We start from the raw sequence: 14,637 nt of genomic DNA, 5'->3' as shown, positions 1-14,637 counted from the left end.
GGAGCGGCGTGAGCCGCGACCTGCGCGGGTTGCCGAAGATTCGTTATCGCGACGTACGTCGCTCCCACAGAAAGCGGGCGGGTCTGCTGCCGATGGCGGTGCCTGTGCGCTGCTTGGGGTAGGAGCGGCGCAAGCCGCGACTTGCGCGGGTGCTCGTGGGGGCGTGGTCGCGGCTTGCGCCGCTCCTACAGGGGGCTGCGGGCTGTTCGCGCGACGTGTCGTGCTTGGGTCAGGGCTTCTCAGCCCAAGCCGCCCAGCTTGCCCATTGAGGCGCGGTAGTGGCGCAGTTCGGCGATGGAGTCGTGCACGTCGCTCAGGGCGGTGTGCTTGGCGTCCTTGCCGACGCCGGCCAGCACGTCGGGGGCCCAGCGGCGCGCGAGTTCCTTGACCGTGCTGACGTCGAGGTTGCGGTAGTGGAAGTACTTCTCCAGGCGCGGCATCTGGCGGTGCAGAAAGCGGCGGTCCTGGCAGATCGAGTTGCCGCACATCGGCGAGGCGTTCTGCGCCACCCATTGCGCCAGGAAGGCCAGGGTGCGCTCCTCGGCCTCTTCCAGGCTCACGCCCTGGTCCAGCGAGCGCTGCCACAGGCCGGACTTGCTGTGCTGGTTGCGGTTCCACTCGTCCATGGCCATCAGCCGTTCCAGCGGCTGGCGGATCGCCAGTTCCGGCCCTTCGGCCAGCACCTGCAACTGGGCGTCGGTGACGACGGTCGCGATCTCCAGGATGGCGTCGTTGTCGGTGTCGAGCCCGGTCATCTCCAGGTCGATCCAGATCAGTCGGTGGTCGTTGCCGTTCTTCGCTGTCATGGGCCCCTGTCGTGTCCTCGCCGTGATGCGTCCGTTCGGGGCATCATAGCCCACTCCCCTCCCCGCTCCCCCGGACGATGTCGCAGACCGCCGCTTACGCCCACTACGCGATCCTGACCGCGATGCTGGCGCCCGCGTTCTTCCTGACCGCGACCGCCTCGCTGCTGCTGTCGGCCAACAACCGCCTGGCGCGCGTGATCGACCGTGCGCGCGTGCTGCTGAAGGAACTGGCCGAGAGCGAGGACGAGGAGGAGCGCGAAATGCTGGAGCGCCACATCGCGCGCCAGAAGCGCCGCAGCAAGATCATCCTGCGCGGCAGCCAGCTGCTGTACACCGCGATCAGCTTCTTCGTCGGTACCAGCCTCACCGTCGCCGGCGACGCCTACCTGGGCTATCGCCTGGCCTCGCTGCCGACCATCCTGGCGGTGTTCGGCGTGCTGGCGATGTTCGCCGCCAGCGTGCTGCTGGCACTGGAGTCGTCGTTGGCGGTGGAAGCGGTGAACGAGGAAATGGACCACGGCCACCGCCGCGCCAAGGTCCGGCGCCCGCGCGGCGGCGACTGACGAACGCCGCGTCTGGCGGCATCATAGGCGGGTCGTCCCGACCGGGACCTAGCCGCCTGGAAGCGCGCCCATGAGCGATGTGCTGAACCTGAGCGCCGGCCACTACGCCGTGGTCTCGGCGATGATCACGCCGGCGTTCTTCCTGACCGCGACCGCGTCCTTGCTGGTGTCCTCGAACAACCGCCTGGCGCGCGTGGTCGACCGCATGCGCCAGCAGCTCAAGCAGTTGGAGGACACCACCAACGACGATGCGCGCGCCTATCTGGAGGCGCGCATCATCCAGCACCGGCGCCGGGTCCGGCTGATCCTGACCTGCCTGCAGTTGCTGTACGCGGCGATGAGCGCGTTCGTGGCCACCAGCCTGTCGATCGGCATCGACCAGTTCAGCGACTACCGCCTGCGCGGGGTGCCGACCGGGCTGGCCATGCTGGGCGTGCTGCTGGTGCTGGCGGCTTCGATCAACCTGGGCCGCGAGGCGCGCATGAGCGTGACCATGCTGGACGCCGAGCTCAAGCGCGAGTTCGACCGCGACGGGCGCAAGCTGCCGGTGGAGTGAGGCGGCGCCCTGCCTTGGGGTAGGAGCGGCGTGAGCCGCGACCGCCATGCCCCGCCCACGGTGGTAGTGCGATTCCGTCGCCGCGCAATCGCGTGCGTGTCCGGCCTGCGCCGCAATTCAATTGACGCGGTCGCGGCTCACGCCGCGCCTACCCCAAAGCGACCGCGGCTTCAGTCGGTCTTGCCGCGCTTGCGTCGGAAGTACGCGGTCAGGCGGCTGCCGGCTTCCTCGCCCAGCACGCCGCCGCGGACTTCGACGCGGTGGTTGTGGCGCGGGTCGGCGAGCAGGTCGAACACGCTGCCGGCGGCGCCGGTCTTGGGGTCGCTGGCGCCGTAGACCACCCGGGCGACGCGCGCATGCACCATCGCCATCGCGCACATCGCGCAGGGCTCCAGGGTCACGTACAGGGTGGTGCCGATCAGACGGTGGTTGTCGAGACGGCGGCCGGCCTCGCGCATCGCCACGATCTCGGCGTGGGCGCTGGGATCGCGGTCGCCGATGTTGCGGTTGCCGCCCTCGCCCAGGACCTCGCCCGCGGCCGAGACCAGCACCGCGCCGACCGGGATCTCGTCGTGCTCGCGTTCGGCGCGCTCGGCCAGTGCCAGGGCGTAGCGCATCCAGCGTTCGTCGATGTCGTCCTGTTCGCTCACACCGCTGACCCGTACGCGTAAACCGCGATTATCCCCGAGCCGCGTCGCCTGCGCACGGCGATTCAGGCTTTCGCCTTCGCGCGTTTCGCGGCCGTCGACGGCTCGGGCATGTCCAGGATCAAGCGGCCGAACTCCAGCGCGGCCGGAGTCTTGCCGCCGGCGCCGCAGATCAGGGCGAAATCCGCCTTCGGCAACGACGGCAGACCGTACAGGCCGTCGACGATCTTCATGCCCGGCTCCAGGTCGTCCACGGTCAGCACGGTCACCGCCAGCCCGGCCAGCACGGCCGCGCGCAGGCCCTGATGGCTGGGCGAGGTGAAGATCACATGCCATTCGATGTCGGTGCGGCCCAGTGCGGCCAGGCTTTCGCGCCGGTACACGCAGGGCGGCGGATAGAACGCGAGCGGCAAAGAAGCGCCGGGCGCGGGGTCGAAGCCGTCCGCGGCGATCCAGACCAGGCGTGTGCGCCGCAGCACGGTGCCGCGCTCGTGCTTGGGCACGGAAATCACCACGGCCAGGTCGAGATCGTCGGCATCGATCATGCTGTGCAGATCGAAGTTCATGCCCACGCTCACGTCCATTCGCACCGCCGGATAGCCGCGTGCGAACTGGCACAGCAGGGTCGGCAGGCGTTCGCCCATGAAGTTCTCCGGCACGCCGAAGCGCACGATGCCCGACACCGGCGACGGCAGAAAACGCCGGCTCAACGCATCCAGCGATTCCAGGATCTGCTCGGCGTAGCGCAGGAAGTCTTCGCCGTCCTCGGTCAGGGTCAGGCTGCGCGTCGTGCGATGCAGCAGCGGGCGGCCGACTTGTTCTTCGAGCCGGCGTATCTGATGGCTGACCGCGGACTGGGTCAGGTGCAGGCGCTGCGCCGCGCGGGTGAAGCCGCCGCAGTGTTTGACAGCGACGAAAGCGCGCAACAGGGTCGGATCGAAGTCCACGGCCGCCAGCACCCATGATGTGAATTAATTAATTCTACAAAATTAAATCATTTCCATCATGAAACTACTGACCCGAGAATGGCCTGCATCGCTCGGCACGACGGCCAACGTGCCAGCGACCTCGCAACCGGCTGGGCCGCACAAGGCACCGGCCATGCAAGCCGCCCTGGACTCCGCACGCCCGGGCGGTCGTTTCCTTCCTCTGCCCCGGATGCCCCACCGCGTCGCCCGCGGCGCGGACGCGTGCGCGCTTCGATTACCGAGTACCCCGCATGAACTCACCCGCTACCGGCAAGAACACGATCGCGCTGGCCGCCGTATCCCTATCCGCCCTGATGTTCGGCCTGGAGATTTCCAGCGTGCCGGTGATCCTGCCGACGCTGGAGAAATTGCTGCAAGGCGACTTCAACGACATGCAGTGGATCATGAATGCCTACACCATCGCCTGCACCACGGTGCTGATGGCCGCCGGCACCCTCGCCGATCGCTACGGCCGCAGGCGCATCCTGCTGATCAGCCTGCTCCTGTTCGGCCTGACCTCGCTGATCTGCGGCCTGGCGCAGGACGTGCAGGTCCTGATCGTCGCGCGCTTCCTGCAGGGCATGAGCGGGGGCGCGATGCTGATCTGCCAGACCGCCGTGCTCTCGCATCAGTTCCAGCCGGGCCCCGAGCGCAGCAAGGCCTTCGCGGTCTGGGGCATCGTGTTCGGCATCGGCTTGGGCTTCGGCCCGATCATCGGCGGCGCGATCGTGGCGCTGTCGAACTGGCAATGGGTGTTCCTGGTGCACGCGCCGTTGAGCCTGCTGACCGTGCTGCTGGCGCTGGCCGGCATCGTGGAGTCGCGCGATTCGCAGGCGCAGCGACTCGACGTGCTCGGCATCCTCACCCTGTCCCTGTCGGTGCTGGGCCTGACCTACTACATCACCCAGGGGCCGGAACTCGGCTACGCCAGCCCCGCCGGCATCGGCATCGTCGTGGCGACGTTCGCGGCCCTGGTCGCGTTCTGGGTAGTCGAACGCGTCACGCCGCACCCGATGTTCGACTTCTCGGTGTTCAAGTCGCGCGAGTTTTCCGGTGCGCTGGTCGGCTCGGTCGGCATGAATTTCAGCTTTTGGCCGTTCATGATCTACCTGCCGATCTACTTCCAGGGCGCGTTGGGCTACGACGCGGTCGCCACCGGACTGGCCTTGCTGGCCTACACCCTGCCGACCCTGGTGGTGCCGCCGATCGCCGAGCGACTGGCCCTGCGCTATCGCCCGGGCCTGGTCATCCCCAGCGGACTGTTCGCGATCGGCATCGGCTTCGTGGCGATGCGCTACGGCAGCGCCGTCGAACAGCCGAGCTGGTTGAGCATGCTGCCCGGCGCCCTGATCGCGGGCATCGGGCTGGGACTGACCAACACACCGGTGACCAACACTGCGACCGGCGCGGTGTCCAGCGATCGCGCCGGCATGGCCTCGGGCATCGACATGAGCGCGCGCCTGATCACCCTGGCGATCAACATCGCGCTGATGGGCTTCCTGCTGCTGGCGGGCATCGCGTCCTATCTCAAGCGCGCCCTGCCCGCCTCCGTGGACGCGACTCAGTTGCAGGCGATGGCGCAGCGGATCGCGGCCGGCCATCCGGCCTCGCTGCCGGGCGCGGCCGGCGAGCTGTCGCCCGCGGCGATCGAAGCCGTCGGGCATGCCGCGCTGGTGCACGGCTTCGGGTGGGTGATGCTGTTCGGCGGCCTGGGCGTCTGCGTGCTCGCAGCGCTGAGCTTGCTGGTGTTCGGGCTGGCGAAACGCAGCGAACTGGCGACCGCCTAGCCGGCTGTGCGGCTAGCAGGGAGGCGCTAGCGCCCGGCAGCCATGGGACTGCCGTCCATGGCGCGACACTTCAGCTTCGGCTGGTCCGGCCCGGCCATCCATGGCCGGTCAGTAGTCGACCTGCGAGCCAGTGGCTCGCGAAGACGCGGCTGCCGTCCATGGCGCGACATTTCGGCTTCGGCTGGTCCGGCCCGGCCATCCATGGCCGGTCAGTAGTCGACCTGCGAGCCAGTGGCTCGCAGGTCGACTACTCCCACTCGATCGTCGCCGGTGGCTTGCCGCTGATGTCATAAACGACGCGAGAAACACCACGCAACTCATTGATAATACGGTTAGAAACCGTGCCCAAGAAGTCGTAAGGCAGGTGCGCCCAGTGCGCGGTCATAAAGTCGATGGTCTCGACCGCGCGCAGCGCGATCACCCATTCGTAGGCGCGCGCGTCGCCGACCACGCCCACCGACTTCACCGGTAGGAACACCGCGAAGGCCTGGCTGGTCTTGTCGTACAGGCCGGCCTTGCGCAGTTCGTCGATGTAGATGTGGTCGGCCTTGGCCAGCAGGTCGGCGTACTCGCGCTTCACTTCGCCGAGGATGCGCACGCCCAGGCCGGGGCCCGGGAACGGATGGCGGTAGACCATCTCGCGCGGCAGGCCGAGTTCGACGCCCAGGCGCCGCACTTCGTCCTTGAACAATTCGCGCAGCGGCTCGACCAGGCCCAGCTTCATGTCTTCAGGCAGGCCGCCGACGTTGTGGTGGCTCTTGATGACGTGGGCCTTGCCGGTCTTGCTGCCGGCCGACTCGATCACGTCGGGATAGATCGTGCCCTGCGCCAGCCACTTGGCGTTGGCGAGCTTGTGCGATTCTTCGTCGAAGATCTCGACGAACAGGTTGCCGATGATCTTGCGCTTGGCTTCCGGGTCGCTGACGCCGGCCAGGCGCTCGAAATAGCGGTCGGCGGCATTCACCCGCACCACCTTGACGCCCATGTGCTCGGCGAACATCGCCATCACCTGGTCGCCTTCGTTGTAACGCAGCAGGCCGGTGTCGACGAACACGCAGGTGAGCTGGTCGCCGATGGCCTTGTGCAGCAGCGCCGCCACCACCGAGGAATCGACGCCGCCGGACAAGCCGAGGATGACCTCGTCGCTGCCGACCTGGGCGCGCACGCGCTCGATCTGGTCCTCGATGATGTGGGCCGCGTCCCACAAGGTCTGGCAGCCGCAGATATCGACCACGAAGCGGCGCAGCAGGGTCTGGCCCTGCTTGGTGTGGGTGACTTCGGGGTGGAACTGCACGCCGTACCAGCGGCGCGCGTCGTCGGCGAAGGCGGCGACCGGGATGCGGTCGGTCTTGGCGGTGACGACGAAGCCGTCCGGGGCCTTGGAGACGTGGTCGCCGTGGCTCATCCACACATCCAGGCGCGGCGGCGAACCCGGATGGTCCTTGAGGCCGTCGAACAGACGGTCGTGCGCGACCAGCTGCACTTCGGCGTGGCCGAACTCGCGCTGGTCGGCCGCTTCGGTGTCGCCGCCGAGCTGCTTGGCCATGGTCTGCATGCCGTAGCAGATGCCCAGGATCGGCAGGCCGGCGTCGAACACCTGCTGCGGCGCGCTGGGCGCGCCCGCTTCGGTGGTCGATTCGGGGCCGCCGGACAGGATGATGCCCTTGGCGCCGAACGCGGCGATCTCGGCCGGGTCGTGGTCCCAGGCCCAGATCTCGCAATACACGCCGATCTCGCGGATGCGGCGGGCGATCAGCTGCGTGTACTGCGCGCCGAAGTCGAGGATCAGGATCTTGTCGCTGTGGATGTCGGTCATGGTTGCTTCTTATGGAGCCATTCGAGCGCGAGGCAGATACCCAGTGTCGTCGTCGCCGATGCGATGACTAACGGGAGCGAGAAAAGCATCGAATCCCACCAGGTCGGCGGCGAGATCTCATCGGAAGACATGCTGGACAGCCACCATCCGAAGCCGGCGACGATCAAAGCCGGCAATCCCGTCGTTATGGCCAAGCGTAGAAATCTACGCTCGGTCATCGATGCCGTTGTCGTCCAGAGCAGCCACGTTGGCGTGAAAACGAACGCAACGAAGCATGAAACCGCGATGATCGAAAACGTCGCGATCTCATAGCCGCTCATCTATCAGCTCGTCCGGTAATTCGGCGGTTCCTTGGTGATCTGGACGTCGTGCACATGGCTTTCGCGGGCGCCGGCGTTGGTGATGCGCACGAAGCTGGGCTTCTTGCGCATGTCCTCGATCGTCGCGCAGCCCACGTAGCCCATAGTGGCGCGCAGGCCGCCGGCGAGCTGGTGGACCACGCCGCCCAGCGAGCCGCGGTACGGCACCCGGCCTTCGATGCCTTCGGGCACGAGCTTGTCGGCGTCGGAGGCGTCCTGGAAGTAGCGGTCTTTGGAGCCCTGCTCCATCGCGCCCAGGCTGCCCATGCCGCGATAGCTCTTGTAGCTACGGCCCTGGAACAGCTCGATTTCGCCCGGCGCCTCCTCGGTGCCCGCGAACAAGCCGCCGACCATGACCGTGGACGCGCCGGCGACCAGCGCCTTGCCGATGTCGCCGGAATAGCGGATGCCGCCGTCGGCGATCAGCGGGATGCGGTCCTGCAGCGCCTCGGCCACCATCGCCACCGCGGTGACCTGCGGGACGCCGACGCCGGCGACCACGCGCGTGGTGCAGATCGAGCCGGGGCCAACGCCGACCTTGACCGCGTCCGCGCCGTGATCCATCAGCGCCAACGCGGCGTCGCCGGTGACGATGTTGCCGCCGATCACCTGCAGTTGCGGGAAATTCTTCTTGACCCAGCGGACCCGGTCCAGCACGCCCTGCGAATGGCCGTGCGCGGTATCGACCACGATCACGTCCACGCCGGCCGTGGCCAGAGCCTCCACGCGCGCCTCGGTGTCGCCGCCGACGCCGACCGCGGCGCCGACCAGCAAGCGCTCGGCGCTGTCCTTGGCGGCGTTGGGGTTGTCAGACTTCTTCTGGATGTCCTTGACCGTGATCAGACCGCGCAGCTCGAAGCCGTCGTTGACCACCAGGATCTTCTCGATGCGGTGCTTGTGCAGCAGCTGCAGCACTTCCTCGTCGCTGGCGCCTTCGTGCACGGTGACCAGGCGATCTTGCTTGGTCATGATGTGGCGGACCGGATCGTCGAGCTTGGTCTCGAAGCGCATGTCGCGGCTGGTGACGATGCCGACCAGCTGACCGCCGTCGACCACCGGCACGCCGGAGATGTTGCGCGCGCGGGTCAGCTTGAGCACTTCGCCGATCGTGGTCGCCGGGCCCACCGTGAACGGTTCGCGGATCACCCCGGCCTCGAACTTCTTGACCTTGGCGACCTGCGCGGCCTGGGCTTCCAGGCTCATGTTCTTGTGCAGGATGCTGATGCCGCCGAGCTGGGCCAGCGCGATCGCGAGACGGGCCTCGCTGACGGTGTCCATGGCCGCCGACAGGATCGGCAGGCGAATCGACAGGTCGCGGGTCAGGCGCGTGGAGAGGTTTACGTCCTTAGGCAGGACATTCGAATGCGCGGGGACGAGAGACACATCGTCGTAGGTAAGCGCTTCAGCCTGGATGCGCAGCATGGGCGGGCCCGGGAGGATGAAGCGCGTCATTGTAACCCGAACCGGAGCCGCGACGCTGGGGCGACGGGTGGAATTCGGCGTTCCGCGGGCGGATGCGCCACTAGGGCTGGGTGCGGTCCCGATCCGGGCTACCAGATGCGGGTTGGGTGCCCCGCCTTGGGGGAGCAGCGGCCTGAGCCGAGACTCGCGCAGGTTTGCCGTGGCTTCGCGGTCGCGGCTGACGCCGCTCCTACCCCGAAGCCGCGGAGCTCAGCCGCCGGACGCTTCGGCCGCTTCCAGGGTGTTCTGCATCAGTGTGGCGACCGTCATCGGGCCGACGCCGCCGGGGACCGGGGTGATCCAGCTGGCGCGCTGGGCGGCGGCCTCGAAGCCGATATCGCCGACCAGGCGGCCGTCGTCGAGGCGGTTGATGCCGACGTCGATGACCACCGCGCCGGGCTTGACCCATTCGCCCGGAATCAGGCCCGGGCGGCCGGCGGCCACCACCAGGATGTCGGCGCCGCGCACCGAGGCTTCCAGCACTTCGGGCGGGGTGAACTTGTGGCAGCTGGTGACGGTGCAACCGGCGATCAGCAGCTCCAGCGCCATCGGCCGGCCGACGTGGTTGCTGACGCCGACGATGGTGGCGCTCTGCCCGCGCACGGGACGGTCGGTATAGCCCAGCAGCGTGGTGATGCCGCGCGGGGTGCACGGGCGCAGGCCGAACTGGCGCAGCGCGAGGTGGCCGACGTTTTCGGGGTGGAAGCCGTCGACGTCCTTGCGCGGATCGATGCGGTGGATCAGGGCGGTGCCGTCGCGGCGGTCCGGCAGCGGCAGTTGGACCAGGATGCCGTGGACCTCGGGATCGGCGTTGAGGCGGTCGACCAGGGCCAGCAGCTCGGCGTCGCTGGTGCTGGCCGGCAGGTCGTAGTCGATCGCGCGGATGCCGACCTTCTGCGCGGCGCGGCGCTTGTTCTTGACGTAGACGCTGGAGGCCGGGTCGTTGCCGACCAGGACCACGGCCAGGCCGGGCCGCGACAGGCCGGCCGCCACGCGCGCGTCGACCCGGGCCTTGAGATTGTCGAGCAGGTCTTCGGCGATGCGCTTGCCGTCGAGGATGCGGGCCGGGGTCGGAGCGGACGTCATGAGGCGGGATTGGCGTCGGGTTCTGGGCCGCGCATTATCCCCCATTCACGACGTACCGGCCGAACCGCCATGAACGAAATCGATCACGACACCATCGCCATCGAGGCCGCCGCGTTCCGGCGCCTGCGCCAGCACCTGATGCAGGACCGCCCGGACGTGCAGAACATCGACCTGATGATCCTGGCCGGCTTCTGCCGCAACTGCCTGGCCGACTGGTACCGCGAGGCCGCCGAGTCGCGCGGCATCGGCATGACCCGCGACGAAGCGCGCGAGGCGGTCTACGGCCAGCCCTTCGCGCAATGGAAGGCCCAGCATCAGGCCGAGGCCACGCCCGAGCAGCTGGCCGCGTTCGAGGCCGCGCAGCGCGCGCATCCGCGATGAGCGGGCCCGCCGTGCGCATCAACCTGGCCAGCGACAACGTGGTCGGCGCCAGCACCCGGGTGCTGGACGCGATCGTGCGCGCCAACGCCGACGCCGAGCCCTCCTACGGCGCCGACCGCTACTGCGCCCAGGCCGAGGCCGCGTTGGCCGAACTGTTCGAGCGACCGCTGCAGGTCTGCCTGACCGCCACCGGCACCGCCGCCAACGCGTTGGCCCTGGCCGCGCTGTGCCCGCCCTGGGGCGCGGTGCTGTGCCATGCCGAGAGCCATATCCTCGAGGACGAATGCGGCGCGCCGGAGTTCTACAGCGGCGGCGCCAAGCTGATCGGCATTCCCGGCGTGGCCGGCAAGATCACCCCGCAGGGCCTGACCGACGCCCTCGCCCGCCTCAGCCCCGGCGTCGCGCGCAGCGTGCAGCCGGCGGTGCTGTCGCTGTCGCAGGTCACCGAGGCAGGCACGCTCTATAGCCTGGACGAGCTGCAGGCGTTGACCGCGCTGGCGCGCCAGCACGGCCTGCGCTGCCACCTCGACGGCTCGCGCTACGCCAACGCCCTGGTGGCGCTGGACTGCAGTGCCGCCGCGATGAGCTGGCAGGCCGGCTTCGACGCGATCACCTTCGGCGCGACCAAGAACGGCGCGCTGGCCTGCGAGGCGGTGCTGATGTTCGAGCCGGAGCTGGCCGCGTCGCTGCCGTTCCAGCGCAAGCGCGCCGGTCACACCCTGTCCAAGAGCCGCCTGCTCGGCGCGCAGATGGCCGCCTATCTGCAGGACGGGCATTGGCGCGACAACGCCCTGCACGCCAATGCGATGGCGGCGCGCCTGGCTGCGGCGCTGGCCGCCCTGCCCGGCGTGCGCCAGCCCTGGCCGACCCAGGCCAACGAGGTGTTCGCGGTGGTGCCGGCGGCGCTGGACGCGCGTTGGCGCGAGGCCGGCATCGTCTGCGCGGGCTGGTCCAGCCGCGGCCTGCCCGAGGGTTTCGCGATCGCCGCCGAGCAGCGTTTCCTGCGCCTGGTGACCAGCTACGCGACCACGCCCGAGCAGATCGACGCGGTGGTCGCGGCGGCCTAGACGCGGCCTTCGCGCCGGCTTTCCGAGACTGGCAGCGGTCGGACGCCCGTTGCCAGACGCGTTCGACGTTGGTCATAGTCGTAACCGTTCGCAACCGCGGTATCGGCCAGGGGGAGACGATGGCGCTCAAAGTCTCGAGGCATGCCTTGATGGCGATGTTGGGGCTGCCGGCCGTGGTCTACGCCGGCATCTGCGGCCTGATGTACGCCAAGCAGCGCGACCTGATCTATTACGGCCAACACACGCGCGTCGATCCGGCCAGCACCGATTTCGTGCTGGAACGCGAGGGCCTGCAGTTGCGCGGCTGGGCGGTGAATCCGGACGCGCCGCGCCCGCTGCTCTATTTCGGCGGCAACGCCGAGCGCATCGAGGCGCGTCGCGACCAGCTTGCGCGTTTGTTCCCCGATCGCAGCGTCTACCTGCTCGCCTACCGCGGCTTCGGCGCCAGCGACGGCCAGCCCAGCGAGGCGGCCCTGTTCGGCGACGCGCTGAGCTTCTACGACCGCGTGCGCGCCGCCCATCCGGGCCAGCCCATCGACGTGATCGGCTGCAGCCTGGGCAGCGGCGTGGCCAGCCATGTCGCCTCGCAACGGCCGGTGGCGCGGCTGGCCCTGGTGACGCCGTTCGACAGCCTGGCTTCGGTCGCGCAGTCGCACTATCCGCTGCTGCCGGTGGGCTGGCTGGTGCGCGATCGTTTCGAATCGGCGCGTTGGTTGGCGGGCTATCGCGGACCGACCCTGGTGGTGCGCGCGGGCCTGGACCAGGTGATCCCGGCCGGCAATACGGATCGCCTGATCGCCGCGCTGGCGACGCCGCCGACAGTGGTGGCGCTGTCGCAGGCCGACCACAGCAGCATCGGCGCGCAGCCCGCGTTCGAGCAGGCCTTGCGCGAGTTCTTCGCGGTCGCCGACGCGGCGCGTTAGTTCGCCGGCGCGGGCGCCTGCGGCAGCGGCGACGCGGCCGGGCAGCGCTGCATGCCTGCGGGGATCGGCAGCGGACAGACCTCGCAGCAGTTGCGTACCGGGGTCAGGGTCGGCGCGGGCGTGGTCGGCACCATGGTCTTGAGCTTGAGCAGCGCGGCCCAGTCCTGACGATTGAAGCTGCAGCCCGCCTCGTGGCCGGGGCGGCAGTCCGCGGACGCACCGCCGCGGCGCGGCAGCCCCCATAGCAGACCGCTGGCATTGAGGTTGAGTTCGCGCAGGGTCACGCTCTGCAGCACGTTGCCGCCGATCAGATAGAGCTTGCCGCGGTCGATACTGGCGGCGATGTCGCAATGCATGTTCAAGGCGCCCTGGTCGCGATCCAGGAAGGCCTTGAGGCCCGCGTGGCCGTAGCTCGTGGCCGAGGCGCGCACGAAGCACAGCAGGTCGCCCGGCGCGGGCGCGGTGGTGTCGGGATCGGCGAAGGTGTACGGGCTGCTGTCGGGATGCAGGTAGGCGTCGCGCACGTAATCGATATGGCTGGCCGAGGCGCGGAAGTTGGGCACGCCGGCGCGGTTCATCACGTAGGACACGAATACCGCCGACCAGGGGTTGTCGATCAGGAAGGCGCGACAGGAGGCGTTGGCGACGCGCATCTGGTCGGGATCGGCGGCCGGCGAATAGCCGCATTCGCTGGCGCCGGCGAAACCGCTCATCTGCCACAGCAGGCCGCTGCCCTTCCAGTAGTCGGCGACGCGGCGCCAGGCCGGGGTGCTGGCATCGCGCAGGCGCGAGGTCTCGGCTTCGGCGACGGTGGTGCTGGCCAGGCGGCCGTCGCCGTCGATGAAGGCGCCGAACCACAGCGCGTTCTCCTGGCAGGCGATCGCGGCGATGCGGTTGGCGTAGCTGTCGGGCCCGGCGGCGGGAACGCAGACGCCGCTGGCGTGTGCGGGTAGCAGGGCCATGGCCAGCCACAGCGCTATCGTCGCCCACCCTGCCCGCATGCTCCGCTCCATCGGCTATCCCCGATGGAGCGAACGTCGCACAGTCCGTGTGTCGGCCGTTTTCACATCGTCGCGCTCAATGCGCGGCGCAAAACGCGGCGTAGTCGATGTAACCAGGGAAGGCCAGGCCCGGCGCGCACACCGCGCAGCCCGGATCGGGACGCAGGCGGGTTTCGCGAAAGCGCATGCCCAGCGCGTCGAAATGCAGCAAGCGTCCGCGCAGCGGTTCGCCCACGCCCAGGATCAGCTTGATCGCCTCGGTCGCCTGCAACAGGCCGATCACCCCCGGCAGCACGCCGAGCACGCCGGCCTCGGCGCAGTTGGGCGCGGCTTCCGGCGGCGGCGGCTCCGGGAACAGGCAGCGGTAGCACGGCGCCTGGCCGCGTTGGCGGCCGGCATCGAACACGCTGGTCTGGCCTTCGAAGCGATGCACGGCGCCGTAGATCAGCGGCTTGCCCAGCTTCACGCAGGCGTCGTTGAGCAGATAGCGCACCGGGAAATTGTCGGCGCCGTCGATGACCACATCGGCGTCGGCGATCAGGCGCTCGACGTTGCCCGAATCGATGCGCTCGGGAAACGCGATCACCTCGATGTGCGGATTCAAGGCGGTCAGCGCGATCCGCGCGGACTCGACCTTGGGGGTGCCGATGCGCGCTTCGGTGTGCAGGATCTGGCGCTGCAGGTTGCTGCGATCGACGCGGTCGTCGTCGGCCAGCACCAGCGTGCCGATGCCGGCCGCCGCCAGGTAGTACGCGGCCGGCGAACCCAACCCGCCCGCGCCGACCATGGCCACGCGCGCGGCCTGCAGCCGGCGCTGCCCGTCCTCGCCCACTTCCGGCAGACGCAGATGGCGCGAATAGCGGTCGTAGAAATCGGCCTGCGCATCCGGCGGCGCCAGCGGCAGGCCTTCGGCGATCCAACGCGCGGTGCCGCCGTCGACCGAAGCCACGCGCGCGTAGCCGGCCTCGAGCAGCGCTTGCGCGGCCAGCAGCGAACGCGCGCCGGACTGGCAAATCAGCAGGACCTCGGCGTCGCGGTCGGCGACGCTGGCGGGGTCGGTTTCCAATTCGGTGCGGGCCACGCCCAGCGCGCGCTCGGCGCGGCCGGCGGCGCGTTCGTGGGCTTCGCGCACGTCGATCAATACCGCGCCCGCGCGTTGCCGGCGCAGGGCTTCGGCCGGGGTGATGCGTTCGATGCTCATGTCGCGATTATCCGC

14 protein-coding genes and 1 pseudogene are annotated in these 14,637 nt (G+C 69.1%); 6 read left to right on the top strand and 9 right to left on the bottom strand.

Translation table 11 applies throughout. From position 1 onward, the window contains the following. Positions 1-239 precede the first annotated feature (239 nt). The gene (orn, locus tag BMZ45_RS11970; protein ID WP_091636726.1) at positions 240-806 is read right to left on the bottom strand and encodes an oligoribonuclease; all 567 of its coding nucleotides are present in this window, start codon (positions 804-806) and stop codon (positions 240-242) included. 77 nt (positions 807-883) lie between these two features. Here orn and BMZ45_RS11965 point away from each other — a divergent pair, with 77 nt between their 5' ends. Together BMZ45_RS11965 and BMZ45_RS11960 are read left to right on the top strand one after the other, a co-directional pair. Further along, positions 884-1,369, top strand: a complete 486-nt coding sequence (locus BMZ45_RS11965; protein WP_091636724.1) for a DUF2721 domain-containing protein — start codon at positions 884-886, stop codon at positions 1,367-1,369. Between the two features lie 70 nt (positions 1,370-1,439). Further along, a complete protein-coding gene (locus BMZ45_RS11960; protein WP_091636722.1) occupies positions 1,440-1,925 on the top strand; it encodes a DUF2721 domain-containing protein in 486 nt (161 codons plus the stop codon). A gap of 170 nt (positions 1,926-2,095) precedes the next feature. Here BMZ45_RS11960 and tadA read toward each other — a convergent pair whose 3' ends face one another. Next, a complete protein-coding gene (gene tadA / locus BMZ45_RS11955; RefSeq protein ID WP_256374554.1) occupies positions 2,096-2,575 on the bottom strand; it encodes a tRNA adenosine(34) deaminase TadA in 480 nt (159 codons plus the stop codon). Between the two features lie 62 nt (positions 2,576-2,637). After that, positions 2,638-3,519, bottom strand: a complete 882-nt coding sequence (locus BMZ45_RS11950) for a LysR family transcriptional regulator (RefSeq protein ID WP_091637234.1) — start codon at positions 3,517-3,519, stop codon at positions 2,638-2,640. A 272-nt stretch (positions 3,520-3,791) separates the two neighbouring features. Between BMZ45_RS11950 and BMZ45_RS11945 the strand changes: the two genes are divergently transcribed. Continuing rightward, positions 3,792-5,327, top strand: a complete 1,536-nt coding sequence (locus BMZ45_RS11945; RefSeq protein WP_091636720.1) for an MFS transporter — start codon at positions 3,792-3,794, stop codon at positions 5,325-5,327. Between the two features lie 247 nt (positions 5,328-5,574). Here the strand turns inward: BMZ45_RS11945 and guaA are convergent, their stop codons facing one another. The 4 genes from guaA to folD all read right to left on the bottom strand — a co-directional run bounded on the left by guaA (position 5,575) and on the right by folD (position 10,049). Then, positions 5,575-7,143: a glutamine-hydrolyzing GMP synthase gene (gene guaA / locus BMZ45_RS11940; protein ID WP_091636718.1), complete on the bottom strand. Its 1,569-nt coding sequence runs from the start codon at positions 7,141-7,143 to the stop codon at positions 5,575-5,577. After that, complete coding sequence (locus BMZ45_RS11935; RefSeq protein WP_091636716.1) at positions 7,140-7,463, bottom strand: hypothetical protein; 324 nt, start codon at positions 7,461-7,463, stop codon at positions 7,140-7,142. Before BMZ45_RS11935 ends, guaA begins: the two co-directional genes overlap by 4 nt. 3 nt (positions 7,464-7,466) lie before the next feature. Then, entirely contained in the window at positions 7,467-8,924 is a 1,458-nt protein-coding gene (gene guaB / locus BMZ45_RS11930; protein WP_091636714.1) for an IMP dehydrogenase, read from the bottom strand. A gap of 249 nt (positions 8,925-9,173) precedes the next feature. Next, entirely contained in the window at positions 9,174-10,049 is an 876-nt protein-coding gene (gene folD, locus BMZ45_RS11925; protein WP_254776620.1) for a bifunctional methylenetetrahydrofolate dehydrogenase/methenyltetrahydrofolate cyclohydrolase FolD, read from the bottom strand. 69 nt (positions 10,050-10,118) lie between these two features. Between folD and BMZ45_RS11920 the strand changes: the two genes are divergently transcribed. From BMZ45_RS11920 to BMZ45_RS11910, 3 genes are all read left to right on the top strand, one after another. Continuing rightward, positions 10,119-10,430, top strand: coding sequence for a DUF1244 domain-containing protein (locus tag BMZ45_RS11920; RefSeq protein WP_091636710.1), 312 nt, complete (start codon positions 10,119-10,121; stop codon positions 10,428-10,430). Beyond that, a complete protein-coding gene (locus BMZ45_RS11915) occupies positions 10,427-11,497 on the top strand; it encodes a threonine aldolase family protein (protein ID WP_217643195.1) in 1,071 nt (356 codons plus the stop codon). The genes BMZ45_RS11920 and BMZ45_RS11915 overlap by 4 nt, the downstream gene beginning before the upstream one ends. 119 nt (positions 11,498-11,616) lie before the next feature. Continuing rightward, positions 11,617-12,420 (top strand): alpha/beta hydrolase, encoded by an 804-nt coding sequence (locus BMZ45_RS11910; RefSeq protein ID WP_254776619.1) that lies wholly within the window; start codon positions 11,617-11,619, stop codon positions 12,418-12,420. On the opposite strand, the gene BMZ45_RS11905 is transcribed toward BMZ45_RS11910, so the two are convergent. Next, positions 12,417-13,421: a DUF2272 domain-containing protein gene (locus BMZ45_RS11905; protein WP_175489050.1), complete on the bottom strand. Its 1,005-nt coding sequence runs from the start codon at positions 13,419-13,421 to the stop codon at positions 12,417-12,419. The genes BMZ45_RS11910 and BMZ45_RS11905 overlap by 4 nt on opposite strands. Before the next feature lie 76 nt (positions 13,422-13,497). After that, positions 13,498-14,634 (bottom strand): annotated as a pseudogene (moeB, locus tag BMZ45_RS11900) (molybdopterin-synthase adenylyltransferase MoeB); the annotation flags it as partial. Positions 14,635-14,637: the final 3 nt, after the last annotated feature.

The organism is Lysobacter sp. cf310 (assembly GCF_900114355.1).
Classification (GTDB): Bacteria; Pseudomonadota; Gammaproteobacteria; order Xanthomonadales; family Xanthomonadaceae; genus Lysobacter.
This window is presented reverse-complemented; position numbering and strand designations above follow the sequence as displayed.